A 24,525-nucleotide genomic window follows, 5' to 3' on the forward strand; every position below is an offset into this window, starting at 1 on the left:
AGGGATGGGCCCGGTGGGCCCTCAGACGGCGTGCGAGTCGCGATGGGCGGCGACGGCGGGGGAGATGACTTCAGGACGGGGCTGTGTACGCGCGACGCGCTCGGCCTCCGCGGAGGTGAGCAGGGCGACCTCCTGGGCCAGCCGCTTGAGCTGCTGGCGCTGGTCGGCCACCTGGAGGCTCAGCCGGTACACCAGCCACATGAGGCACGTCAGGGCGATGAAGAAGAGGGCGGACGGGGCGTAGTAGATGCCCATGGCCGTCGCCAGCGCGTCGATGCCCTGGCGCCACAGCGACAGGCCCGCGATGGCCACCGCCACCAGCAGCCACGCGAAGGTGTGCCGCTCGCTGGTGCGCCGGCCCCGGGCCGACCACAGGACGCTGAAGGCGAAGGCGGCCGCGAAGGCCACGCCGATGAGGCTGGAGCGAAGCATGGGCATCAGACGGGACGGACCCGCTCCATGAGCAGGGCGAAGGACACCTTCGCCATGTAGAAGGCCGACTTCCACGGCGTCAGCGAGCTGGTGCCGGTGAGGCGCGGGCGCATGCGCACCGGCACCTCCGCGATGGCGAAGCCCTGCCGTGCCGCCATCAGCACGCTCTCCGGCTCCGGGTAGTCGTGCGGGTGGACGCGCGCGAAGAAGCGGATCGCCTGCGGACCGAAGCCCCGGAAGCCGGAGGTGGGGTCGGTGATGCGGTGGTGGCTCAGCGTGGACAGGAGGCTCGCCAGGAACTGGTTGCCGAAGCGGCGCAGCCACGTGGAGCGGAAGCTGGTGACGCCCGCGAAGCGGCTGCCGATGACCAGCTCCACGCCCGACTGGAGCGCCTCGCGCAGCGCGGGCACGGACGCCGGGTCATGCTGCCCGTCGCCGTCCATGCGGATGACGTGCTCGTACCCGTTGCGGGACGCGAACAGCAGGCCGCTGGCCTCGCCCGCGGCGACGCCCAGGTTGAAGGGATGGCTGAGCACCCTCGCTCCGCAGTCCCGCGCGCGCTGCGCCGTGGCGTCGCGTGAGCCGTCGTCCACGACGAGCACGTCGAACTCAGGCAGCGCCTCGCGCAGCTCCGCCACCGTCGAGCCGATGCACTCCTCCTCGTTGAAGGCCAGCAACACGATGAGGCCCTGTCGGGTGTCCATTCAGCCCCCTCCTGCGTCTTCCGGGCTTCTACCGTTACCCGGCACGCCGGAACAACCCGCTACGCCCGGTTCCCGCTCACGCGAGCGATGAAGATACCCGCGTCCTCCAGGCTCAGGCCCCGGGCCACGGCGCCGAGCCCCTGGCCCGCCAGGGAGACGAGCGGCCTTGGGAGCTTCCGCAGGGCATGCGCCCTGTCCGCCAGGCTGTCGGCCTCGAAGTCCAGGTCCCCGAAGGCGTCCACGCGCTCCAGCCCCACGCGCGGGAGCAGGGCCTCCATGGAGTCGTGGGTGAAGTAGCTCTCGTGCGGAGGAAAGGTGCCGGCCTGGTAGAGCTGCTCCAGCAGCCCCGACGAGGCCACGCCGGCCATGGCACGGGAGACGCGGTAGAGCAGGCCGCTGGCCACCGGCACCTTCAGCACCACCCACTCCAGCTCGGGCGCCAGCTGTGTGACGAGGTGGCGCACCATGTCCGTCAGGTGCGCACCCGGGAAGTGCTCCACGACGTCCAGTAGCGTGAGGATGCGTGGACGGAAGGGCAGGTCCTGGAGGGGCAGGTGCCACTGTCCGCCCTCCGGAAGGGGCAGGCGCATGGCGGGGATGCCCGCGTCGCGCATCAGGTTGACGGACAGCTCGGAGATGTCCGCGCCGGCCAGCTCCTGGACGCCCGCCTCGCGGCAGCCCTCCAGGAACCAGCCCCGGCCCGCACCGAAGTCCAGGAGCCGCGAGGGCTGGGGGATGTGGCGGCGCAGGCGCTCGACGATGCTCCGGGCCTGGCGCTGGCGCGTGACGCGCAGCGAGTCCATGAAGCCGCCGCTGTCGTATTGCGCGTGGTAGTCGGCGGTGTTGCGCGGCGCGCGGTGGGTCGCCACGCGGTGGCCACAGCTCGCGCAGGTCTCCACGTCCAGCCGGGGTCCCTGGAAGGACGGTCGGAGCGAGGACGAAGCGCAGGCGGGACAGGAGGGGGCGGACATAGGGGGCGGCACCCTACCGCTTCCGCGCGTCCCCCGTCACGTGTCCGCCAGGCTCCCAGGCCGGCTAGCGGCCCCGTCGCCGCGAGGGCCCACGGCGCGACGGCTCCTGCGTGGGCTCTGGCGACGGCTTCGGCGAAGGCTTCGGCGAAGGCTCCTGCGTCGCGGCAGGCTGGCGCGACGTCAGCTGCTCCAGCTGTCGCTCCACCTCCTGGCGCCACAGGGACTGCGTGCGCGCCTGGACGCGCTGGTGCTCGTGGATGAGCGCGAGCGCGTCCAGGATGGCCTCGTTGAACTCCACCTGCCGCCGGAGCGCCTCGTTGATGAAGGGCTGGAACGCCAGCCGGAAGGCGCGCTTGGCCATCACCAGCGCGGGCCCCACCACGGGCCGGTGGGACGAAGGTGGGTCCGCGTAGCGCGCGTCGCGCTTCAGCCGCGCGCCCTCCAGGAACGGGGGCCACGCGGGGCTGGTGGCCGGGCCCTGGGTGGCGGCGAGGCGTCTGCGCAGCGCCTCCACCTTCTCGGGCTCGGGCGTGGGCAGCCGCTCCAGGGACTCCAGCACCGCCTTCACGGTGGGGTCGCCGGTGATGAGGTCTTCAGCGCGCATGCGGGCGTCCTCCCACGTCCAGCTCCCTTGCCAGCTCCGCCGCCAGCGACGTCAGGTCGCCCCCCGGGGTGAGCTCCCACAGCCTCTTTCCCAGGACCTGTTTGACGCCCGCGTCCGGCGCGCGGCGAGGCTCCCAGATGCCCGCGACGCGCGAGTCCGGCGGCAGCCGCGACACCGTGCGCCGGGCCACCTCCTCACCAGCACCCGCGAACAGCAACGGCCCCGGGGCGCACCGCACGCCCGTCTCCAGCGACGACGACGGCGGGCTGACCCCATCCAACCCGAAGCACGGCTCGTCCGGCGTGAAGCGCCGCACCCGTGTCACGCCGTCGCGCTCATCGCTCGGGGCCAGCTGCAGGGGCAGCACCTGACGGCGCACCGTCCACAGGCTCGCGTCCGGCAGCCGGTCCACCACCGCGCGCGCCAGCTGGGACATGGGCGCATCCGGCGCGGCGTCGAAGCCCGGGCACACCACGGTGACGGCGGGCGCGGCGGGCGGACGGGCCGGGGGCGCATCCCCCTGGAGGAAGGGCATGAGCGCCTCGCGCACGCGCTGGGCCACGGACTGCTGGTCCAGGGACGCCAGTCGCTGGCGTTGCGCCTCCACCACCCGCGAGCGCAGGGCGGGGTCTCGCTCCAGCACCGCCAGCAGCCCCGCCACCTGCGCGGGGTCGTCCGACAGGGTGGTGAGGCCCGCGCCGCCCATGGTCTCCGGCACCGCCGCGGCTCCATAGGCCACCACCGGCACGCCCCGGTACATGGCCTCCAGGAGCGGCACGCCGAAGCCCTCGTGGCGGCTCATGGAGAGGTACGCGGTGGCGGAGGCGAAGCACGCGGACAGCTGCGCGGCGTCCACGCGGCCCAGGAACACCACGCGATCCGGGCCCAGTTGCTCGCGCAGCGCCAGCACGGACGCGTCATAGGGCGCGCTGCTGTAGAGCGTCCCCGCGACCAGCAGCCGGCTCTTGGGCTGGTACAGGCGCTGGTAGGCGGTGAAGACGCGCAGCACGTCCTCCAACCGCTTGCTGGGCACCGTGCGGCCCACGAAGAGCACGTTGGCGCACCCGTCCTCCACCTGCTCGCGCAGGGCCGTGTCTGGCGGCACGTTGAACGCGTTCCAGTCCACCGCGAAGGGCAGGACGCTCGCGTCCGGATAGCCGGCGGCGGACAGCTCCTCCACGCTGAAGTGCGAGTACGCCCAGGCGTGCGTCACGTGCTCGCGCAGCTGGAGCAGCTCCTCGCGCGCCAGCATGCAGCCGCGGGCGACGTGGCGGTCGGTGCCCTCGAAGAACCGCTCGGGCGTGACGTTGTGGTACAGCAGCGCCTTGCGGCCCTTGGCCTTGGCCACCAGCGGCACCAGCCGCGACTCGAAGCTGTGGTGGACGAGCAGCGCCGTGTCCCGGCCCGCGTCGCGCGCGTAGTCGAGGGCGGGGCGCACCTCGTCGCGACACGCCTCGTCCCACTGCTCGGCGTAGATCTCCGACGCGTATCCCCATCCGCGCAGGAGGTTTCGCAGGTAGCGCACCTGGTTGCCCACGGCGTCGCCCCAGGCCAGCCGCGGCACGAGCTGGTGGATTGCTCCGGCGCTCGAGGACGCGGTCCCTCGCTTGCTGTTCCAGAGGCTCACGTTGGGCATGGCATTTACCCCTGGCCCGGACCGGCCACAAGTGGTCGCGCGCTTGCCTTGACGGGGATCCTTCCCTCCGCTACGGAGGGCGCTTTCTCTCGAAGTGCGAGTGGTGGCTTGTCAATGAACGTCCTGGTGACAGGGGGCTGCGGCTTCATCGGCTCCAATCTGGTGAAGTACCTGCGCCGCGAGCGGCCTGACTGGAAGATCATCAACCTCGACAAGCTCACGTACGCGGGCAACCTCGAGACCCTCGCCGACCTGGAAGGTGACCCGAAGCACGTCTTCGTGCGCGGCGACATCGCCAACCGGGAGCTGGTGGAACACCTCATCGTCCAGCACGGCATTGACGCCGTGATGCACCTGGCGGCCGAAAGCCACGTGGACCGCTCCATCCTGGGCCCGGAGGTGTTCATCAACACCAACGTGCTGGGTACCCAGCAGCTGCTGGAAGCCTGCCGCGCCCGGGGCGTGAAGCGCTTCCTGATGGTCTCCACCGACGAGGTCTACGGCTCGCTGGGCCCCACGGGCGCCTTCACGGAGACCTCTCCGCTGCAGCCCTCCAGCCCGTACTCGGCCTCCAAGACGTCCTCGGACCTGATCGCGCTGGCCTACCACCACACGTTCAAGATGGACGTGGTGGTGACGCGCTGCTCGAACAACTACGGCCGCTACCAGTTCCCGGAGAAGCTCATCCCCCTGATGGTGGTGAACGCGCTGCACGACAAGCCGCTGCCCGTCTACGGCGACGGCGCCAACGTGCGCGACTGGCTCCACGTGGAGGACCACTGCCAGGGCCTGCTGGTGGCGCTGGAGAAGGGCCGCGCGGGCGAGGTCTACAACATCGGCGGCGGCTCCGAGCGCCGCAACATCGAGATCGTCAAGGGCATCCTGGGCCTGCTGAAGAAGCCCGAGTCGCTCATCCAGTACGTCGCGGACCGGCCGGGCCATGACCGCCGCTACGCCATCGACCCGACGAAGATCCGCACGGAGCTGGGCTATCAGCCGAAGCACACCTTCGAGCAGGGGCTGGCGGACACGGTGACCTGGTACATGGAGAACCGCGCCTGGTGGGAGCGGGTGACCAGCGGCGCCTATCGCCAGTACTTCGACACCCAGTACAAGGCCCGTCTGCAGGGGCGGGGCTGACGCCATGCGCTTTCTCGTCACGGGAGCCAACGGCCTGGTGGGCAGCCGCGTCTGCGCGCAGCTGACCGAGCGCGGTCACGAAGTGGTGGGCCTGGGGCGCGGTCCCCGGCGCACGGGCGGCACGCACGGCTACGTGGAGGTGGACCTCACGCGCGAGCAGGACGTGGCCGCCGCCATCGCCCAGGCCCGTCCGGAGGCCATCATCCACCCCGCCTCCATGACGGAAGTGGACGCGTGTGAGAAGGACCCGGACGCGGCCTACGCGGCGAACGTCCACGCCACGGCGGCGGTGGCCCGCGCGGCGAAGCTCGCGGGCGCGCACCTGGTGCACGTCTCCACGGACTACGTCTTCGACGGGGACGCGGGGCCGTATTCCGAGGACGCGCTGCCCAACCCTCGTGGCGTGTACGCGCTGACCAAGCACATGGCCGAGCAGGCGGCGCGCGTGTTCGCGCCGGGCTGCGCCATCGCGCGCACGGCGGTGGTGTACGGCTGGCCCGCGGCGGGGCGTCCCAACTTCGGGGCGTGGTTGGTGGGGGCGTTGGAGAAGGGCCAGCCGGTGAAGCTCTTCGAGGACCAGGTGGTGTCCCCCAGCTTCGCGGACAGCGTGGCCGCCATGCTGGTGGAGCTGGGCGAGCGCCGGCTCGGTGGCGTGTGGAACACCTGCGGCGGCACGGTCATCGACCGGGTGGGCTTCGGCCGGGCGCTCTGCGAGGTGTTCGGCTTCGACGCGTCGTTGATCACGCCCACGCGGATGGCGGACCTGAAGCTGGCCAGCCCCCGTCCGCTGCGCAGCGGCCTCAAGACGGACAAGGTGCGTACGGAGCTGAAGGCCCAGCCGCTGGAGCTGGCGGAGTCCCTGGCGCGCTTCCACGCGGCCTGGAAGGCGCACCGCGCCGGTTGAGCATCGCGCGCGTGGCGGCCGGGCCGCGCGCATCCGTTTCGCGGCCGCGCCGTGGAACACAGGGGAGCACGCATGAAGGGAATCATTCTGGCCGGGGGTTCGGGCACGCGCCTGTATCCACTGACGCGCGTGGTGAGCAAGCAGCTGTTGCCCGTCTACGACAAGCCGATGATCTACTACCCGCTGACGACGCTGATGCTGGCGGGCATCCGGGAGATCCTCGTCATCTCCACGCCGCAGGACCTGCCGCGCTTTCGCGAGCTGCTGGGCGACGGAGAGCAGTGGGGCATCCGCCTCCAGTACGCCGAGCAGCCGCGTCCGGAGGGCCTGGCGCAGGCGTTCGTCATCGGCCGCGACTTCGTGGGCAATGACCCCGTGTCGCTCATCCTGGGTGACAACATCTTCTACGGCCACGGCATGGGGGAGCTCACCCAGCGCGCGTCGAAGCGCACGCAGGGCGCCACGGTGTTCGGCTACTACGTGAAGGATCCGGAGCGCTACGGCGTGGTGGAGCTCAACGCCCAGCACAAGGCCGTCAGCATCGAGGAGAAGCCGACGAAGCCCAAGTCGCACTACGCCGTCACCGGCCTGTACTTCTACGACAACCAGGTCATCGACATCGCGGCGAACCTCAAGCCGGGCAAGCGCGGCGAGTATGAAATCACCGACGTCAACGCGGAGTACCTGCGCCGCGGCCAGCTCAACGTGGAGCTGATGGGACGCGGCTACGCGTGGCTGGACACCGGCACGCACGAGTCGCTGATGCAGGCATCCAACTACATCGAGATCATCGAGCGCCGTCAGGGCCTCAAGGTGGCCTGTCCGGAGGAGATCGCCTTCCGCATGGGCTACATCGACGAGCAGCGGCTGACGGCGCTGGCGGAGCCCATGCGCAAGAACGAGTACGGCCAGTACCTGTTGGACCTGGTGGAGAAGCGGGGGGCGGTGTCGTGAAGGTGACCCCGCTGGCGATTCCGGACGTCCTGCTCATCGAGCCGAAGGTGTTCGGCGACGACCGGGGCTTCTTCCTCGAGTCCTTCCACGCGAAGCGCTACGCGGACGTGGGGGTGGTCGGCCCGTTCGTGCAGGACAACCTGTCGCGCTCGGTGAAGGGCACGCTGCGAGGCCTGCACTTCCAGGAGCCGAACGCGCAGGGCAAGCTGGTGCAGTGCCTGGCGGGCGCGGTGTGGGACGTGGCGGTGGACATCCGCAAGGGGTCCCCCACGTTCGGCCGTTGGGTGGCCGCGGAGCTGACGGGCGAGAACAAGCATCAGCTCTGGGTACCGGCGGGCCTGGCGCACGGGTTCTGCGTGGTGAGCGACTCGGCGGACTTCTTCTACAAGTGCACCGCGCTGTACTCCCCGGAGTTCGAGCGGAGCGTGGCCTGGGATGATCCGGACCTGGCCATCCCGTGGCCGGTGAAGCAGCCGCTCTTGTCGGCGAAGGATCAGCGCGCGCCCCGGTTGAAGGACGCGCCCGTGCTGCCCGTTTTCTGACGCGAAGGGCGGCCGGGCAGGCGTGGCGCGGGGGCTTGTCATTCCCCGCCCCCTGCGCGGTGAGCAGGCAGGGGGGCGAGCTGCGTCCCAAGGGAGGAAGCCAGCCGGGGGATGGAATGCCCAATCTCCTCCGAGGAGGAGACGCATGGTCCTGCCCGGCAGGGGAATGAGTTGGAAGGAGTTCTTCAAGTCCCTCAAGGATGAGTGGGGGCGCGACAACGTGGGCAACGTCGCGGGCGCGCTGACGTTCTCCGCCATCATGGCGCTGTTCCCGTTCCTGCTGTTCCTCGTGTCCCTGGCCGGTGTGCTGATTGATCCGCACCAGGCGCAGCAGCTCATCCAGGAGCTGTCGAAGGTGGCGCCCCAGGAGGTGACGAAGATCCTGGGCGAGCGGCTGGAGGCGCTGGCGAGCAGCAATCCGGTGGGGCTCTTGACGATCGGTGGCGTGGGCGCTGTCTGGGCGGCGTCGGGCGGTGTGGTGGCGCTGATGGACGCGCTCAACACGGTCTACGGCGTGACGGAGAAGCGCCCGTTCTGGAAGAAGCGCGGCCTCGCGCTGCTGACGACGCTGGGGACGGCGGTGACGGTGGTGCTGGCGGCCCTCGTCGCCATCGTGACGCCGGCGATCGCGAACCGGCTGGGCGAGCCGTTCACCAGCGTCGTGCTGTGGCTGCGCATGCCGGTGGCGGGCCTGCTGATGATGATGCTGCTGGCGGTGCTGTACTACGTGCTGCCGGACGTGAAGCAGAAGTTCAAGTTCATCACGCCGGGCTCGGTGGTGAGCGTGGTCATCTGGGTGATCGCCTCGTGGGGCTTCTCGAAGTACGTGGCGAACTTCGGCTCGTATGACGTGAACTACGGCGCCATCGGCGGTGTCATCGTGATGCTGCTGTGGATGCAGATCTCCTGCATGGTCGTGCTGCTGGGTGCGGAGATCAACGGCATCCTCGAGCACAAGTCGCCGGACGGGAAGGCTCCGGGTTCGCGTGATCCGGACGCGCCGGGACCGAACGTGACGAAGACGGAGGCGGAGGAGCAGGGCGCGAACCTCCCCGGCGCCACGGACTTCCGTCCCGTTCCGCCCCAGCCGCGGTACGAGAACCGCCCGGTGCCGCTGAGCAAGACGCCGCTGGCCGCCGCGGCGAAGTGGGCCGCGGGCGTGGGCCTGGGCGTGTTCCTGATGCGTCGCAAGTCCACGGCGCGGTAGGCCTGTGGGTCAACGGCGGGCGGTCCTCGAAAGGGGGCCGCCCGTTGTCATTTTCACGGCAGCGGTGACGTGACGTAGTCCGTCCCGTCGGAGTGGCAGCCGTGGCAGGTCGAGTGGGCGCGGCCGTAGTAGTTCCGGGTGTAGTCGGGGCCGAAGCCCTCGTAGAAGATCCAGGTGTCCTTGCCGGGGCCTTCCGAGACCTTCACGTCCAGCGCGTGGCCTCGGAGTGTCTTCCCGTCGTCCTCGAAGAGCTCCTTCACCAGGATGCTGCCCACGGGGTGTGTGGCGTTGCCGTCGCGCAGCGAACGCACGACGACGTCGTTGAAGAACACGCGGACCTTGCTGCCGTGGGGCGCGCGCGTGTCGTGGACCGAGGGCTCCGCGAGCCAGGAGGTGTATTCGCCCGAGCGGACGAAGGCGGTGATGCCGGTCTCGGATGTGTCGATGCCCTGGACGACGCCGAGCCCCTCGTCCACGGAGGAGGAGGGACCACAGGCGGCGGCGAACAGGACCATGAGCGGCAGGAGGTGGGCGCGCATGGTCAGGACTACGTCGGGGGCGGGGGAGCGGTTACAGCCTCATTGCGGCGCGTAGTTGTGGCTCAGGTCGAAGACGAGGGCCTTCACGATGGGCGTGATGGAGATCTCGATGCGGCCCAGGTTCAGGTCCGCGCGGGTGACCTGGTAGGAGAGGCCGCCGAACTCGTCATCGAAGGTGAAGTCGTCGTTGTCGAAGATGGAGATTTCGAGCGGGTAGCGCAGCAGGTTGGACGTGATGACCTGGCAGCCGCCGGAGCGCCATTCGGGGTCCCAGCTCTCGTCCTCCTCGGTGCGGGAGCGCTCGGGAGCGCCGGGACACTTCATCTCCACGACGACGTCCGGAGGAGAGCCGTCGGAGTCCCAGTCCTCGCCCGTATCCGGGTCGACGTCCGCGATGGTGGCGTACCGAGGCTGGATATAGGTGCGCATCACGCCCACGTAGCAGGTGTGCTGGTCGAGCCGGCAGACGCTGCCCTCCGCGCAGGGTTCACAGGCGCTGCCATTGGGGCCGCATTCCGAGTCGCTCCGGAACGAGATGCACTCATTGAACGAGGAGCAGCAGCCGTCCGCGCAGTTCTCCGGGGTGCAGTCGTAGGGACCGCAGGCGGGGAGCCACAGCGCGCACAGCAGGACGAACATCCACCAGCCGATGGCTTTCATGAGCGCGGTGAACGCTACCCGCTTCAGGTCCGTCCGTCCCGAGCGTTGCGAGCGACGGCCTTCTCGTAGGCGGCCTGAAGCTCGCGGAACACCGAGCGGGAAGGGCGCGGCGCGTCCAGGTGCAGATGGCGCAGCTCGTCCATGAACGCGTTCCAGAGGGCCGGGCCGCCCTTCTCCAGCAGCTCCGCGCGCACCGACAGCTCTTCGCTCACCTGCGTGTGCCGGCGGCCCCAGGCCCCCATGTGCGCGAGCAGGGGCACCAGTTGGATGGACGCCTCCGTGAGGCTGTAGATGCCTTTCTGCTGGTGGTTCGGATCCGGGCGTCGCGACAGCAGGCCGGACGCGGTCAGGCGCTTCAGCCGGTCCGCGAGGATGTTGGAGGCGATGCCTTCCTCGCTCTGCGAGAGCAGGTCGCCGTAGCTGCGCCGGTTCCCGAACATGACGTCGCGGATGACGATCAGGCTCCAACGGTCGCCAAGCTGTTCGAGCGTCAGGTTGATGGGACAGCCGGAGCGCCCTGTCTGCGGCATGGCCGTGCTCCTGGGGTTCCTGCTTGCAGTATGCAAGCGGTCCAAATACGGTTCAACCCGTTGTGAAACGCAAGTGGTCGAAAGGAGAGGTCCGACGATGTCGCTCGCGGTCTACGGTCACTATTTCTCTTCGTACACGCAGAAGGTGCTCATCGCGCTGTATGAGAACGGCACGTCCTTCGAGTTTCGAAGTATCAGCCCGGAGACACCGGAGCATTCAGCCGAATGGCTGCGCCGCTGGCCGCTGCGCAAGTTCCCGCTGCTGGTGGACGGTGACCGTCAGGTCGTCGAGACCAGCATCATCATCGAGTATCTCCAGCTGAAGCATCCCGGGTCGGTGCGCCTGCTGCCCGAGGACCCGATGGTCGCGCTGGACGTGCGGTTCCTCGACCGCTTCTTCGACCTGCACGTCATGAACATGGTCCAGCACGCCGTGGACGGGGCGTTGACGGGGGACCCGGTGAAGCGCCAGGACGGGATGAAGCTGGCGGTGGAGAAGCTGGAGCGCGCCTACGGTTGGATTGAAGGGCAGCTGGGTGGCCGGACCTGGGCCGCGGGCAACGACTTCACACTGGCGGACTGTGCGGCCGCGCCGTCCTTGTTCTACGCGGATTGGACGCACCGGATTCCCGAGTCATGTCCCCAACTGCGCGCCTATCGCGCGAGGTTGCTCGCGCGTCCGTCCGTGGCTCGGGCTGTGGATGGCGGGAGGCCGTACCGCCCGATCTTCCCGCTGGGAGCGCCGGACCGGGACTGAGGGACGGTCAAGGCCGCGGGGGCGTAGAGACCGCGGCCATGATGTATCGAGGCAGGAGCTCCTCACGGAACTTCCGCCAGATGGCGACGTGGTTGTAGTTGCCCGCGGTGAACAGCACGACGAGGTCCAGCTCCGGGACGACCATCACCAGCTGGCCGCCGTTGCCGCTGGCTTCATACTGTGAATACACGCGGTCGCCGACGCGAAGCTCATGGCGCCACCACGTGTAGCCATAGGTTCGTCCGTCCGGCATCGTCGCCTGGTTCGCGACGGAGCGTTCCACCCAGCGCTGGCTGACCACGCGCTTCCCGTTCCACGTTCCACCGGAGAGGTAGAGCTGCCCGAGCTTCAGGGCATCGCGCGGGCGCATGTAGATGCCGCCGCCCAGGTACTGCTCGCCGTCGGGCATGAGGTCGACGTGGTAGCCGCGCATCTGGAGGGGCGTGGCGACGTTCTTCGTGAAGAACTCGGGGATCCAGGTGCGGGTGGTGTTGCGGAGGACGCCGCCCAGCAGGTTGATGTTCGCGGAGCAGTACACGGCCTTCCCGTCGCCGGGAGCGCGGACCATGGGGAGGTCCAGCGTGTACTTGTACCAATCCGGCACGGAGTCCTCGAGCCGGTCCTCGTTGCCGGGTGAATCCGGATTGTCGTCGTCACAGGCCAGGCCCGTCGCCATGGTCATCAGGTGCGCGACGGTGAGCTTGCGCTTGCGCGCGTCCAGGTTGGAGAGCTTGCCCTTGTAATCGGGGAACAGTGAGACGACAGGTGTGTCCACGGTGAAGGCCGCACCCTGGTCCATGGCAATGCCAATCAGCAGGGACGCGTAGGACTTGGAGGAGGAGCGCAGGTCGTGGGGCCGCTCCTTGTCGAAGCCCTGGAAGTACTCTTCGACGATGAGCTTCCCGTGGCGCGCGATGAGCAGACCTTGGATGGCGGGCACTGACTCCGGGCTGGGTTCCTGGTCGAGGATGCGCTGCACGAGCTGCTGGAGCGGTTGGACGTCCATGCCGACGTCGGCCGGTGAGGCCGTGGTCCAGCCGTCGTCCTCCGCGAAGGGCTTCTGGTAGGCGTAGGGGCCTGGGGCGGGCGTGCGGGAGTAGAGCCCCACGGCCTGCGACCGGTCCCGGCGGGTGAAGTCGAACGTCGTATCGAAGGGAGGGTAGGGGAGGGACAGCCGACCGGACTGCGCGTCGAACGTGCCTTCGATCTGGGTGGTGCCCGTGGTGGCCGTGAGCCGGACCGTGCGGTCCTGGAGCTCCACGCGGAACAGCATCCGGTTGCCGAAGTTCCGCTCCGGATTGCGGATGAACGCTGTCACGGAGCCATCAGGCTGCTTCTTGACGACGAGGTACAGCGAAAACCGGTCCTCCAGCGGCGTCACGGTGCCGCGCCAGACACCCGGCTGAAGTGTTCGCAGTTCCACCGGACTGGCGAACTTCATTCCGCTCAAGAGCACGCGCGGCTGGATCCAGTGACCGGTGATGCTCTGCCCGTTCTCAGCCAACGTCGCTCGGAGTTCGCCTCCTGGGAAGACGACGGACACCTTCAGACTCTGAACCCGGGCAGGAACATCGAATCCGGCGATGCGCGCGCGCCAGGTGTTCCCTTCCCGAACCAGCGTCAGTTCGCCTCGGACTTGAGGACCCAGGACGCGCTCACTGCCCCAGCTGCCCACCAATTGCTCGGCTGGAATGGAAACAGCGCCGACATGGACAGGGAGCAGCGCCAGCAGAAGCCCAAGGAAGCGGTAGCGGGTCATGGTCTGCTATTCATACGTCTCGTGACATCCCATGTCGGCAAATACCAGCGCATCCGCCTGCTCACCGAAGGCATCATCGAGGATCATCTGGCCAAGACCGCGGGCCCGCAGGGCGTCGATAAGACGCTGGTGCTCCAGTGCCTCCGCTCGGACATGGCCGAGCAGGTGGATTTCCCGGAGATGTTCCTCGACACGGCGAGGGACGCCGCCCAGCTCACGCACCCGCACCTCGCGAAGGTCTTCGACGTCGGTGAGGCGGACGGCACGTACTTCCTCGCCAGGGAGCACATCGATGGGCCTGGTCTGCGCAGGGTGATCAAGCACGTGGCGGCCGAGCGGATGACCCTGCCGGCGACCCTGTGCGCGCGCATCATCTCGCAAGCCTGCGAGGGGCTCGCCTATGCCCACGACCTCACCGACCCTGAGACGAACCAGCCGCTGCGGCTCATCCACCGCTGCGTCCGGCCGTACAACATCCTCCTGTCGCGCCAGGGGATGGCCAAGGTGGTGGACTTCGGCATCGACCACTTCCGGGTCCGGTGGGCCCCCCAGCACCACATCCCCGACATGAGCAAGTACCGGTACATGGCGCCCGAAGAGATCATGGGCGTGTCGGTGGACCGGCGGGTGGACGTCTACGCGCTGGGTCTGGTGCTCTACGAACTGCTCACCACGCGCAGGCCCTTTGAATCCACGTCCGACTGGGACTTGTTTCGGGCCGTCGTATCCGAGCCCATCGTGCCCGCCGAGCAGCACCGGCCGGACCTGCCCGATGCCCTTCGAGCCATCCTCGCTCGGGCGCTCGCGAAGGATCTCGATGAGCGCTATCCGGACTGCCACGCGTTCCGGAAGGACCTGGAGGATTTCATCCGCTCGGTGGGTGAGCCCGTGACCCCGCGGCAGTTGGCCCAGCTCGTCCAGCAGGTCTCTCCGAGCGACGACCCGACCGTCATCGCCCCGGCTCCGGACGGTCCGGAGAGCCAGGCCCGGCCCCGCGTGGGACGAGGCTGGATCCTCTTGGCGGCAGTCGGCCTGGCGGTCCTGCTCGGAGGCGGCGCCCTGCTCTGGAAGATGGGCGCCGCGCCAGAACCCGGGAAGGTTCGCGCTACTCCACCGTGAGCAGGAGCTGGGCAGATGCTGGATGGCCCGTCACCGCGAGGACGCGAGACTCCTCTTGGGTCTGCCACTGCCACTCTTTGCCCTGCGACTGCCAGGAGCATGGCTCGACGGTGATGGTCAGCGGTCCTGAGCCCTCGCCCCGGGGCTTGAAGCTCACCTCCAGCTCCGCGGTGGCCCCTCCCTCCAGACCGGCGGTAACGCCCACAACGTTCACGCGGTGCTCCTCCACCATCGGGAGCGGCTGGCCGCGATACCGCACGCTCACGTCCACCACGCGAGCGCCGACGAGCACCCCGGACACCCGGACCCGCACCGCCTCGCACGCGGTCCCGTCATTGCGAACCACCGCCCGCCATGTCTCGGTCACGGGCGCGGACACGGTCAGCGGCGCAGAGGTGTGCTCGGTCCAGTGGATCGCGGGCGTTTTGTAGCCCACGTGCATGAGCGGCGAGCCCGGGCTCACCGGACGGTTCGAGGCGTTGAGGCGCAAGGGGTGTCCGGGCTCGGCGGTGAGCAGGAAGAGCGCGTCACTGTCCTCGGGGCCCACCCACCACCGGTCAGGCCCCGCGGGTGTCACGGACACGAAGTGGGGCCACTCCCCCACGAGCGTCTCGAGCACCTGGAGCCCGGGCAGGGACACCAGGAGGATCTTGTCCTGGACGAAGAGGAGCGCCCGGTCCGCGTCGAGGACGCACACCCCGGCACCGCCCCAGGTCAGTTCATCATCCTCATCGTCCTCATCATCCTGAGCCGGGATGGAGCCGAGCAGGGTGCCGTCGAGCGCGAAGTGAAGGAGCACCGTCTGCCGGTAGTTGATGACGAGCAGGAGAAGCACGCCGTGGGGAGTGGCCAGGACACGCCAGATGTCCTGCTCATGGCCCGGCTCCAACTGGAGCGCACCCTCTGGCTGAGCCGCCCCCGGGCGGAGTACGCAGACGCGGCCCCGGCCCTTCTCCACGACGGTGATGCCAAAGGGGCTCGTGTCGAGGAACGCTCCATCGGGGGACTGACGGTGGGGGCGCCCCTCGCTATATCCGTACCCGTGGCGGGCGGGCACGGGCTTGGGCAAGGTCATGGGCTCCCATCGCTGCCCGGACCCATCGGTCGTGAAGAGGGTGGTCAGCTTGAGGGAGCCGTCCACCACCGTTCCGATGAGCCGGTCCCTATCGGTGGTGAGATCGAAGCACTCCCGCGGAAAGGCCTGGACGGGAGCGCTCGCGCCGTCCCCCACGGAGAAGACACGCCGATCCCCGCACCCCACCCAGACGCCCGTCGCCTCGTCGAGCGCGGCGAGCACCACGGGCGCGGACGGAGGATTCGGCACGTCTCCACTGGCCTCCCGGCGCACGCCTTCGGCTCCGTGGAAGACGATGAGCCGATGCGGCCTGAGATCGAACAGCCACTGTCCACGGGCCAGAAGACGACGTCTCGGGTACATGGCCCTGCATCATACCCACTGACGCCCACCACAGTTCGATGGGATTGAGGTCGGGACTGTGGATGGCCCCGCGGTGCGTCTTGCCCTGGGTGCCATCCAACGCCAAGCAATCTTCGCCAGGCTGTCGTAGGCCAGTAGCCCCTGGTGTCAGAACCCGTGGAAGCGGATGGCAAATGGCGGTCGCTTTCAACGCGCTCCATTGGACGGGTATAGTGGTCGCGCTTTTGCGAGCCAGGAGGACTGATGCTGATCACGGAAGTGAAACTTCCTGAGGACTACGAAGGGAAAGGCATGGGCCGGACGAATATGAACCGGCTGGGATCCGTAGTTGTGCTTGCAGGACCCAATGGGGGTGGAAAGTCACGGCTGCTGCAGTCTATTTTCAGGGCAGTTGTGAACCAGCCTACGCCGATGCAGTTAAGTGATCTTCAGGATCAGGTGCGGGGACAGCGGAAACAACTGGAGCAATTGCGCAGCGCCCGCATGGCCATGAGTAGAGAAGACAATTTCGTGCAGATACAGCATCAAATTCAGGGCGTTGAACAATGGCTTCAGGTGTACGAAGACACCATGGCGCTCGCGGGCATGATCGCGCTCAAGCACTCAAGGGATGACAGGCCTGTATATTATTATGTGCCTCGGCCAGTTGAACTTGTGGATCCATCCACCAAGATTCGAAGGGACGCGCTCGCAGCGGCAGAGGAGGTGAGAAATGGTGTTGGCTTTGAATCCCTGAAAGACGGCTGCCTTGCGTACATTGGCAACGTGCAGGATCGCTGGTTCCAAGCCACCCACCCACAGGTAACGATAAAAGAATCCGAAAAGGCAAAGGCCGTTGAGGATTATCAGCGCCTGTGTGATGACATCAAGAATCTTCTGGGAGCACAGCTCGACCGGAGCCTTGATGGTGCCCCTACGCTCTGGGGCCGCGCTATCCCAACAGCTGGTTTGTCTGAGGGTCAGCGGCTTTTACTGCAGCTGTCTGTTGCATTGCATGCGCAGGGCATGCGATTGAGCGAAGCTGTCCTTCTGTTGGATGAGCCTGAGACTCACCTGCATCCTGCGGCAGTGGTTGACGTACTCGAAACGCTCCGCAAGGCGACACCTGACGGACAGCTTTGGATTGCGACTCACTCATTGTCCATACTTGCTTGGGCGCCAACCGATTCCCTATGGTTCGTCCGCGGAGGCCATGCGAAGTGGGTTGGCCGAGAACCAGAACTTGTGCTCACCGGCTTGCTTGGAGATGAGCAAGGTCGCGAGCGCCTGGAGGCATTTCTCCAGCTGCCTGCGCAGCTCGCAAGCAACCGTTTTGCAGCAGACTGCCTGCTCCCTCCAACCGTTGTCATGACTGATGGCGACGACCCCCAGCTTCAGCAGATCCGCAACGCAATCCATGCATTCCGTCGTCCCTCCCAGCCGCTCCGGCTACTTGATTTCGGCGCAGGGAAGGGACGGTTGCTGGCGGCACTGCGCGAAGCTCACGATGATGGCCGGCCGTTCACCGAGGTTGTTGATTATCGTGCTCTTGATGCATCTGTGAATGACCGCGATCACTGCATTGCGTTGATCAATGCAACATACGGCATGGGGGCGTCGGCCGTGCGGCACTTCAGGGGAGATGCTGACTTGGAGTCCCAGCTCGATGTCGAGAGTATCGATGTGGCGATCATGTGCAATGTCCTGCACGAAGTTCCGCCAAGTCAGTGGCTTTCAGTGCTCGGTCCCAAATCGGCGCTTGCTCGACGCATGCGCCCCAGCGGATTTCTGCTCATCGTCGAGGACATGCACATTCCTGTCGGGGAAAAGGCCCATAGTCATGGTTTCCTCCTGCTGGATACGTATCCCCTGAAGGGCTTATTCGGTTGGCGCGAAGCCGATCCCGCCATTCAGTTGGTTGCTGAGCGAGATGGACGCTTGAAGGCATGGCTGGTGCCGGCATCGCTGCTAAAGCGAGTCAGCCCTGAAACCCGCAGCGACGCGTTGCTGCGCCTGCAAACGTATGCGCGTAAGGAGCTGCAGGCTTTGCGACAGCAGCCTCCGAGTTTCCGCAATGGTCAGCTCCATGGTCTGTGGACCCAACTTTTCGCCAATGCGAGTCTCGCTATCGACGATTTCGGGGGACGGATCGAACACGGCTAATTCGGCCAGCGCCGCGATGGACTCCAGGTCCAGGTGGTTCGTCGGCTCGTCGAGGATCATCGACAGCCGGTCGGTGATGGACGCTGAGTTTATCCATCACAATCACGTCGTGAGGCTTGAGGATGGGTGGCAGTCCATCCATCGCAGTGAGGGTTTAGAAGAAGTGACCTGCCGACCGTGGGCGACGCGCCTGGATCCCCAAGAATGAGGGAAAAGCTCGTGCGTATCGCACGCGTCGGCCGCCATCACGGGCTCTGTGAGCGGGTGTATCCGTCCGGCGAGCGACGTGACCGAGCCTATTGCAGAGGGACGGGGACCGTGCTCGGCGATGGTCGCGAGCCTGTGCGAGAGCGGGCTGACGGGGCGGACCTGAGCAGGGGGCTCAGGACGAATCGGCGGCGCGAAGGCGCTTCCACTCGTGCGGCAGCAGCTCTCCGATGCGGGCGTTCGGGTGCGTCTGGACGCGCAGCAGCACGTCGGCCAGGTACTCCTCGGGATTGACGCCGTTGGCCTCGCAGGTGGCCACCAGGGCGTAGAGGCCCGCGAGGTTTTCACCCGCGGCCTCGTGGCCGACGAAGAGAAAGTTTTTACGCCCCAGGGCTGCCTTGCGCAGCGCCGATTCCGAGCGGTTGTTGTCCAAGGGCAGACGCTCATCCGAGACGAAGCGGCTCAGCGCATCCCACTGCTTGAGCGTGTAGGAAATGGCCTGGCCCAGCGGACTCTTGGGCGGGTGGCGCGGCGCCTGCGCATCGAGCCAGGCACGAAGTCGCTTGAGGACGGGGGTGCTGCTGAGTTGGCGCAGTTCGCGGTGCGCGGCGGTGCGCACCACGTCCGCGCCTCTCGCCTGGGCCTCCACGCGGTAGAGTTCGAGGATGAGGTCCATCGCCTCGCGGGATTCGGGCGCGGTGGAAAGCGCGTCGAAGAAGCGGCGGCGCACGTGTGCCCAACACCCGACGCGGATTCTCCCCTCCGGCAGCGTCACCGCGTTGTAGCCCGTGTACGCATCCACCACGAGGGCGCCCCGGGTGCCGCCCAGGACTTCCTTCGGCGTCTTGCTGGCCCGCCCCATGCTGAAGCGGTAGCCGATGAGCCACTGGCCCGCCTCATTCTGGGTGAGGAAGGTCCAGAGGTAACCCAGCCTTGTCTTCTTCACGTCCAGCACGCGCAGCGGGGTCTCGTCGGCCCACACCACCTCTGCGGCGGCAATGACTTGAAGCAGGTGGGAGGACAGAGGCAGTAGGACGGAGGCGGACTTGTGGAAGAGGTCCGTCAGGGTGCTGCGACTCATGGGCACGCCGCTTCTCTCCACCCGCTGGGCGAGTCGGTGCAGCGGCATGGCATCCGCGCACTTCGACGTCACCACGTGGGCCAGGAAGCCGGGGCCGTACTCGCCCCTGTCCACCACCCGGGCTGGAGGCGGGGCGGTGACGATGCCCCGGCCGCACACGCACGCCAGCACCTCCTGCACGTGCACCTGCTTCTCGAAGCGGGCGGGCACGTACTCGTACACCACCGAGGTGCGGCCCTGGCCCAGGGGCTTCAAGTCCTCGCTGCCGCACGCCGGGCAGTGGCGCTCGTCGGGGGGCACCGCGTGGCGAATCTCTCGCGCCGGAGCCTCCTCGGCTTTCCGGGTGGCTCTCTCCTGGCGCTTCTTCTTCGCCGCCTCGGCCCGGGCCGCCGTCGAATCCGCGTCCTTGCGCAGCTGCGTCGCCACCGGGGGCAGCTTCTCCGCCCTGCGGCCGAAGACGTGGCGCTCCAGCGTCGCCATCTTCGCCTCCAGCGACGTCAGGCGCTCCTTGAGTTCCTCCGCCTCCTCGCGCCAGGGGCAGAAGTGGTCCTGAGGCAGCTCTCGGGGCACCAGGCCTCAACACGCCACCGCCGCGCGGCGTCCCGGGCCGGGCGCGTCAGGTGCCAGTGCGCCCGGGAGGCGTCCAGGCGGGCTGGCGCCTCACCTGGGCCACGTCGATGCCATCCAGCAGCATCGCCAACTGCGTGGCGTCCAGCGTCACCGCCTGCGCGCCCGCGTCCACCGGTGGCAGCCGGAAGCGGCCCGCCTCCAGCCGCTTGTACAGCAGCACGAAGCCGCCCCGACTCCACGTCAGCACCTTGATGCGGTCGCCCCGCCTGGAGACGAAGGCGAAGAGGTGCCCCGAGTAGACGTCCTCGCCCCACGCGCCGCGCACCAAGGCCATGAGGCCGTCTATCGACTTGCGCATGTCCACCGGCTCCACCGCCAGCACCACGCGCACCGACGCCGGAAGCGCGAACACCCGCTCACCGTCCCAGCGCGGCGACGAGCCGGGCCACGTACGCCACGTCGGTCCCCACGGCGAACCGCACCCGCGCTCCGCTCGCCGCCACCACCTCCAGCAGGCACTCCGTCGCCACCGGCGGCGGCGCCACCTGCACCGGCAACAGCCGCACGGCTTCCGCTCGCGACGGCGCGGCTCGTCGTGCCCGGTACACCCACGACTGCAACGTGCTCAGCCGCACGCCCCGCGCCAACGCGAACTCCCGCTGCGTCTGCCCGCTGGCCTCGAACGCTTCCGCAATCCGCGCCCACTCCGGCTTCTCCACCTGCTTCGACATGCCCGGAAGCGTCCGCCGCGAACCGCGCCCCCGGCAATCCCTCACGGCACGTCATTGGCCGGACGGTTACGTGAGCGGGTGGCCATGGGCCTCTACGCTGCGGGTGACCACCAGTCGGAAGTGTCCGGTGCAGACGCCACTTGAGCCTCCAGCGCTTCGACGGAGGCCGGATGTCTTCCTTCTGTCTTACGAAGGACTTCAGCGAGTGCTACCATCCGATTCCACTCCCGCTCGTCAAACGTATGGCTGCGGATGACGCTTGGGATGGGTGCGTCGTTCTCCTCAAGCCCCCAGCGCGCTCGCTCTCGCTCCAGTTGGGTCCCCCTCAGCAGCATGAGTGGAAACGCCTTGAGCACGGGCACTTGCCGCCGGAGACAGAAATCAATCGTCTGCCGGAATGAAGCCAACGTCTGCTCGGGCAGTCCGAAAATGATGGAGACCTCGAATGGAGTGCTGCGCGCATGGAGCTTGCGGATTCCTTCCACCACCTTCTCAAGATGATTCACTCGCTCTACAGCTCGTGCTTCCTTCTCATGGATGGTCTGGAGTCCAAACTCAAGCCGAACATCGAGCCCTTCGCAAGCGTGGAGGAACTCGTCATCCAGCGTCGAGAAGTGGCACTGCAAAGACAGTCGCCCGCGATAGCCAAGCCTTCGAAACGTTCGTAGCACCGTCAGTGCGTGGTCGCCGAGGTTGAAGAGCGGGTCCAATACGGCGATGTCATCCACTCCTGAGCGCACGAACAGTTCAATTTCTTTCTCAAGGCGTGCCATGGGGAGGTCACGCCGCCGCAACCGGCTGCCAGCCTCTCGGTGCTGGCAGAACGAGCAGCGGAAAGGACATCCACGCTGCGTTTCCCATCGGATGAACCGTTGCTCCACTGAAAGTTCGATCACGTTGCAGAGGAAGGGGGATGCGAGGGACTCCAGTTTTGCCTGTGCCTGGAGACCGACGTCCACCTCTCCAGCCCAGTGGATGCCTGGAAACCGGATGCGCTCGGGCGTGGCAACAAGTGCCACCATGGCCTCTTCGCCATACCCCCGAACGAATCCATCTGCTTCGGGGTAGAGTTGTTCAAGGCCGGTCCCCGCGTAGGAGATCTGTGGCCCTCCGAGGATGATGCGGCCCTCGAATCCGCTCCGTCGAAGTGTCCCCAGTAGCCTCTTCACCACCCGGTCATTCCAAACGTAGACACCAAGGCCCAGGTCCACGTCCCGGGATTCAATCCCCTGGATGCATTCGAGAATGCTCCACAGGATGCGCTCCTCATTGAAGTCGGAGCGATTGATGGCAAAGGAGAAGGCCCGCACGTCGACGTTCGCGTTTCGCAGTGCCGCGACGATGGAGGCGTGCCCTAGCGGAAGGCGGGGATCCTTGTCTCGAGTCCAGTCGATCGAGACCAGGATGACCCGCCTCGCCTGGGGTGGGGCAGGAATGATCTTGGAAATCAGCGTGGACATGCGCCCCCCGGATGCGGTCCGCGTGGAATGGTCCGCGGTGCCGACGACTCCCATTGTCTCCCAGACGGCCGGGGCCCCGGGAGATTCAATTCCGGAGGAGGACTATGGGTTGACGGTCGCCTTGATGTGTACGACCATTCCTTTCATTAAGTTGTATTTGTTGAGGACGACAAACATATACTTCCCTGCAGGGACATCGTGAGTGTTCGTCGCGCTGGAGACTTGCAGTCCTTGGAACGCAGGGAAGTGGCGGAACTCCTTGGCGGCTTGCATCTTCTCCAGGTTGTCCTCGGTCATGAGGTAGACATCGAAGCCCTTGTCGGTGTTCTTGACGCCCTTGACCTCGAGCTTGAGCGTGGCGCTTCGATTCAGTGTGAAGCCCCGGGTTTGCATGCTGCGTGAGGGGATCGCGACTTCCTCATCGAAGATGACCTCGGTCTTCGAGAATAGACCACTGGCATGTGCCTTGGGCGCCAGCGTCACGCTGGTGAAGGCGACAGCGACGGAAAGGCAGAGCACGGCGGACGCTGACTTCAGCATTCGGTGAATCCTCTTCTCCAGGGTGGAGGAGGAGCGTTCTTACTGATCTTGCTCCGCCTGGGCATCCCCCGGAAGAGGGATGGACACGCGCACGAAAACGCCGCCTCGCTTCCGGAGGACCGGAAACGGGCGGCGTTCGCACTGCCTCGGACTTCTGTGCTGACTACCGGCGCTTCAACGCCGCGTCCGCGTGCTTCTCCCTGAACTCCGAATACGGGCCGTTGAAGTCGAGCACTTCCTTGCCCGCCTCCAGGCTCCAGATGCGGGTCGCGACCTCGGAGATGAGCTCCTGGTCGTGCGTCACGCAGATGACCGTGCCGTCGAACTTCGACAGGCCTTCCGCCAGCGCCGCGATGGACTCCAGGTCCAGGTGGTTCGTCGGCTCGTCGAGGATCAGCACGTTGTCCTGCGTGATCATCAGCTTGGACAACAGCACTCGCACCGTCTCACCACCGGAGAGCGTGTCCGTCGCCTTCATCCGCTCCTCACCCGAGAAGAGCATCCGGCCCAACACGCCCGAAATCTCCTCGTTCGTCAGCTTCTCGCTGATCTCCCGCAGGTAGCCGAAGCACGTCGTCCCCTTGTGGATGACGCCGTGGTGGTCCTGCGGCAGGTAGCCCACCGTCGCCTGGTGGCCCCAGGTGATGGTCCCCGCGTCCGGCTCCAGCTGGTTGGCCAGCATCTTCACCAGCGTGGACTTACCCACGGCGTTGCGGCCAATCACGCAGATGCGCTCGCCCTTGCAGACCAGGCCCGTGAACGGCTTGATGACCGGCACCCCGTCGAAGGACTTCTTCAGGCCCTCGAACATCAGCGTCTGACGACCGCTGATCACCTTCTGGTCGAACCGGATGAACGGCCGCGCGATGTTCGAGCGCTTCAGGTCCTCCGTCTTCAGCTTGTCGATCTGCTTGATGCGGCTCTGCACCTGCGACGCTCGCGTACCGGCGTGGAAGCGCGCCACGAAGTCCTGCAGCTGCGCGATCTTCTTCTTCTTCTCTTCCGTCTCGGACTCGACCCGGGTGCGCAGCTGCGACTTCTGCCGGACCATGTCGTCGTAACCACCCGTGTACTGGATGATGGTCTCGTAATCGATGTCCGCGATGTGCGTGCAGATGGAGTTCAGGAAGTGCCGGTCGTGGCTGATGGTGATCAGCACGCCCTCGTACACATGGAGGAAGTTCTCCAACCAGCGGATGGAGTCGATATCCAGGTTGTTCGTGGGCTCGTCGAGCAGCAGCCCTTCCGGCTTGCCGAACAGCGCCTGCGCGAGCAGCACTCGCAGCTTCAGGCCGCCCGTCAGCTGGCGCATGGGCTCTTCGTGGAAGGACTCCTCGATGCCCAGACCGGCCAGCAGCGTGGCCGCGTCGCTCTCCGCGGAGTAGCCGTCCTCTTCCGCGATGACGCCTTCCAGCTCACCCAGCCGGTTGCCGTCCTCCTCGGTGATGTCGGCCTTGGCCAGGAGCTTGTTCTTCTCGTCCATCGCCGCCCACAGGTGGCGGTTGCCCATCAGCACCACGTCGATGACGCGGTCGCTCTCGTAGCGGAAGTGGTCCTGGCGCAGGATGCCCAGCTTCCGCGGGCGGATGATGTCGCCCATGTCCTGCTCCTCGTCTCCCGCGAGGATCTTCATGAACGTGGACTTGCCGGCCCCGTTCGGACCGGTCAGGCCGTAGCGGCGGCCCGGCGAGAAGGCGACGTTGACCTCCTCGAACAGCTTCTTGGGCCCATAGGCCTTGGAGACGTTGATGACGTTGAACATGGCGGCGGCTTGTAACGGAAATGGCGCGGCGACCCAAGACGCGCGGTAAATCGAAGCCCGGCGGCGTACCGGAGGACCCAATGTAACCGCCGGACCGCCCCGGAAATGCCGCCTTCCCACCGGGTTTCCATCCCCC

At 67.1% G+C, this 24,525-nt stretch carries 24 protein-coding genes; 8 read left to right on the forward strand and 16 right to left on the reverse strand.

Features of this window, described 5'->3' with window-relative positions; all coding sequences use genetic code 11:
- Nucleotides 1–21 precede the first annotated feature (21 nt).
- The 5 genes from D7Y11_RS14545 to D7Y11_RS14565 all read right to left on the reverse strand — a co-directional run bounded on the left by D7Y11_RS14545 (nucleotide 22) and on the right by D7Y11_RS14565 (nucleotide 4,347).
- A complete protein-coding gene (locus tag D7Y11_RS14545) occupies nucleotides 22–438 on the reverse strand; it encodes a DUF2304 domain-containing protein (RefSeq protein WP_233596966.1) in 417 nt (138 codons plus the stop codon).
- Complete coding sequence (locus tag D7Y11_RS14550) at nucleotides 438–1,136, reverse strand: glycosyltransferase family 2 protein (protein WP_120576673.1); 699 nt, start codon at nucleotides 1,134–1,136, stop codon at nucleotides 438–440. The genes D7Y11_RS14545 and D7Y11_RS14550 overlap by 1 nt, the downstream gene beginning before the upstream one ends.
- A gap of 59 nt (nucleotides 1,137–1,195) precedes the next feature.
- The gene (locus D7Y11_RS14555) at nucleotides 1,196–2,107 is read right to left on the reverse strand and encodes a bifunctional 2-polyprenyl-6-hydroxyphenol methylase/3-demethylubiquinol 3-O-methyltransferase UbiG (protein ID WP_120576674.1); all 912 of its coding nucleotides are present in this window, start codon (nucleotides 2,105–2,107) and stop codon (nucleotides 1,196–1,198) included.
- A gap of 64 nt (nucleotides 2,108–2,171) precedes the next feature.
- Nucleotides 2,172–2,711, reverse strand: coding sequence for a hypothetical protein (locus tag D7Y11_RS14560; RefSeq protein ID WP_126933998.1), 540 nt, complete (start codon nucleotides 2,709–2,711; stop codon nucleotides 2,172–2,174).
- Nucleotides 2,701–4,347, reverse strand: coding sequence for a glycosyltransferase (locus D7Y11_RS14565; protein ID WP_120576676.1), 1,647 nt, complete (start codon nucleotides 4,345–4,347; stop codon nucleotides 2,701–2,703). Before D7Y11_RS14565 ends, D7Y11_RS14560 begins: the two co-directional genes overlap by 11 nt.
- 114 nt (nucleotides 4,348–4,461) lie before the next feature.
- On the opposite strand from D7Y11_RS14565, the gene rfbB reads away from it, so the two are divergent.
- The 5 genes from rfbB (at nucleotide 4,462) to D7Y11_RS14590 (ending at nucleotide 9,094) form a co-directional block, all read left to right on the forward strand.
- Nucleotides 4,462–5,487 carry a dTDP-glucose 4,6-dehydratase gene (rfbB, locus tag D7Y11_RS14570; RefSeq protein ID WP_120576677.1) on the forward strand — a complete coding sequence of 342 codons (1,026 nt, stop codon included), beginning with the start codon at nucleotides 4,462–4,464 and terminating at the stop codon, nucleotides 5,485–5,487.
- Between the two features lie 4 nt (nucleotides 5,488–5,491).
- Nucleotides 5,492–6,391, forward strand: a complete 900-nt coding sequence (locus D7Y11_RS14575; RefSeq protein ID WP_120565563.1) for an SDR family oxidoreductase — start codon at nucleotides 5,492–5,494, stop codon at nucleotides 6,389–6,391.
- A 72-nt stretch (nucleotides 6,392–6,463) separates the two neighbouring features.
- Complete coding sequence (rfbA, locus tag D7Y11_RS14580; protein WP_120576678.1) at nucleotides 6,464–7,345, forward strand: glucose-1-phosphate thymidylyltransferase RfbA; 882 nt, start codon at nucleotides 6,464–6,466, stop codon at nucleotides 7,343–7,345.
- Complete coding sequence (gene rfbC, locus D7Y11_RS14585) at nucleotides 7,342–7,887, forward strand: dTDP-4-dehydrorhamnose 3,5-epimerase (protein ID WP_126933999.1); 546 nt, start codon at nucleotides 7,342–7,344, stop codon at nucleotides 7,885–7,887. Before rfbA ends, rfbC begins: the two co-directional genes overlap by 4 nt.
- Nucleotides 7,888–8,032: 145 nt before the next feature.
- Nucleotides 8,033–9,094, forward strand: a complete 1,062-nt coding sequence (locus tag D7Y11_RS14590) for a YihY/virulence factor BrkB family protein (protein ID WP_120576680.1) — start codon at nucleotides 8,033–8,035, stop codon at nucleotides 9,092–9,094.
- Between the two features lie 53 nt (nucleotides 9,095–9,147).
- Here D7Y11_RS14590 and D7Y11_RS14595 read toward each other — a convergent pair whose 3' ends face one another.
- Genes D7Y11_RS14595 through D7Y11_RS14605 form a run of 3 tightly spaced genes read right to left on the reverse strand, consistent with a single transcriptional unit; the run spans nucleotide 9,148 to nucleotide 10,823 of the window.
- The gene (locus D7Y11_RS14595; protein WP_126934000.1) at nucleotides 9,148–9,633 is read right to left on the reverse strand and encodes a hypothetical protein; all 486 of its coding nucleotides are present in this window, start codon (nucleotides 9,631–9,633) and stop codon (nucleotides 9,148–9,150) included.
- Between the two features lie 39 nt (nucleotides 9,634–9,672).
- Complete coding sequence (locus D7Y11_RS14600; RefSeq protein ID WP_126934001.1) at nucleotides 9,673–10,293, reverse strand: hypothetical protein; 621 nt, start codon at nucleotides 10,291–10,293, stop codon at nucleotides 9,673–9,675.
- A 23-nt stretch (nucleotides 10,294–10,316) separates the two neighbouring features.
- Nucleotides 10,317–10,823, reverse strand: coding sequence for a helix-turn-helix domain-containing protein (locus tag D7Y11_RS14605; RefSeq protein WP_126934002.1), 507 nt, complete (start codon nucleotides 10,821–10,823; stop codon nucleotides 10,317–10,319).
- Between the two features lie 97 nt (nucleotides 10,824–10,920).
- Between D7Y11_RS14605 and D7Y11_RS14610 the strand changes: the two genes are divergently transcribed.
- Nucleotides 10,921–11,580, forward strand: a complete 660-nt coding sequence (locus D7Y11_RS14610; protein WP_126934003.1) for a glutathione S-transferase family protein — start codon at nucleotides 10,921–10,923, stop codon at nucleotides 11,578–11,580.
- A 7-nt stretch (nucleotides 11,581–11,587) separates the two neighbouring features.
- Here D7Y11_RS14610 and D7Y11_RS14615 read toward each other — a convergent pair whose 3' ends face one another.
- On the reverse strand, nucleotides 11,588–13,123 hold the full coding sequence (locus tag D7Y11_RS14615) for a serine hydrolase (RefSeq protein ID WP_233607291.1): 1,536 nt from the start codon (nucleotides 13,121–13,123) through the stop codon (nucleotides 11,588–11,590).
- 237 nt (nucleotides 13,124–13,360) lie between these two features.
- Here D7Y11_RS14615 and D7Y11_RS14620 point away from each other — a divergent pair, with 237 nt between their 5' ends.
- Nucleotides 13,361–14,458, forward strand: coding sequence for a serine/threonine-protein kinase (locus D7Y11_RS14620; RefSeq protein WP_158624397.1), 1,098 nt, complete (start codon nucleotides 13,361–13,363; stop codon nucleotides 14,456–14,458).
- Here D7Y11_RS14620 and D7Y11_RS14625 read toward each other — a convergent pair.
- Nucleotides 14,445–15,896 (reverse strand): hypothetical protein, encoded by a 1,452-nt coding sequence (locus tag D7Y11_RS14625; protein WP_126934004.1) that lies wholly within the window; start codon nucleotides 15,894–15,896, stop codon nucleotides 14,445–14,447. The genes D7Y11_RS14620 and D7Y11_RS14625 overlap by 14 nt on opposite strands.
- 243 nt (nucleotides 15,897–16,139) lie before the next feature.
- Between D7Y11_RS14625 and D7Y11_RS14630 the strand changes: the two genes are divergently transcribed.
- On the forward strand, nucleotides 16,140–18,038 hold the full coding sequence (locus tag D7Y11_RS14630; RefSeq protein WP_120576687.1) for an AAA family ATPase: 1,899 nt from the start codon (nucleotides 16,140–16,142) through the stop codon (nucleotides 18,036–18,038).
- Nucleotides 18,039–18,420: 382 nt separating this feature from the next.
- Here D7Y11_RS14630 and D7Y11_RS14635 read toward each other — a convergent pair whose 3' ends face one another.
- The 6 genes from D7Y11_RS14635 to D7Y11_RS14660 form a co-directional block, all read right to left on the reverse strand.
- Nucleotides 18,421–19,896, reverse strand: a complete 1,476-nt coding sequence (locus D7Y11_RS14635; RefSeq protein WP_233607292.1) for an IS66 family transposase — start codon at nucleotides 19,894–19,896, stop codon at nucleotides 18,421–18,423.
- Nucleotides 19,897–19,942: 46 nt separating this feature from the next.
- Entirely contained in the window at nucleotides 19,943–20,308 is a 366-nt protein-coding gene (tnpB, locus tag D7Y11_RS14640) for an IS66 family insertion sequence element accessory protein TnpB (RefSeq protein WP_120578478.1), read from the reverse strand.
- A 4-nt stretch (nucleotides 20,309–20,312) separates the two neighbouring features.
- Nucleotides 20,313–20,627, reverse strand: a complete 315-nt coding sequence (locus tag D7Y11_RS14645; RefSeq protein WP_120578479.1) for a hypothetical protein — start codon at nucleotides 20,625–20,627, stop codon at nucleotides 20,313–20,315.
- Between the two features lie 92 nt (nucleotides 20,628–20,719).
- Complete coding sequence (locus D7Y11_RS14650; RefSeq protein WP_120576693.1) at nucleotides 20,720–22,087, reverse strand: radical SAM protein; 1,368 nt, start codon at nucleotides 22,085–22,087, stop codon at nucleotides 20,720–20,722.
- Nucleotides 22,088–22,189: 102 nt separating this feature from the next.
- On the reverse strand, nucleotides 22,190–22,627 hold the full coding sequence (locus tag D7Y11_RS14655; RefSeq protein WP_120576689.1) for a hypothetical protein: 438 nt from the start codon (nucleotides 22,625–22,627) through the stop codon (nucleotides 22,190–22,192).
- A gap of 163 nt (nucleotides 22,628–22,790) precedes the next feature.
- On the reverse strand, nucleotides 22,791–24,389 hold the full coding sequence (locus D7Y11_RS14660) for an ABC-F family ATP-binding cassette domain-containing protein (RefSeq protein ID WP_120576690.1): 1,599 nt from the start codon (nucleotides 24,387–24,389) through the stop codon (nucleotides 22,791–22,793).
- Nucleotides 24,390–24,525 lie beyond the last annotated feature (136 nt).

This window comes from Corallococcus sp. AB018, from assembly GCF_003986945.1.
Classification (GTDB): Bacteria; Myxococcota; Myxococcia; order Myxococcales; family Myxococcaceae; genus Corallococcus; species Corallococcus exiguus.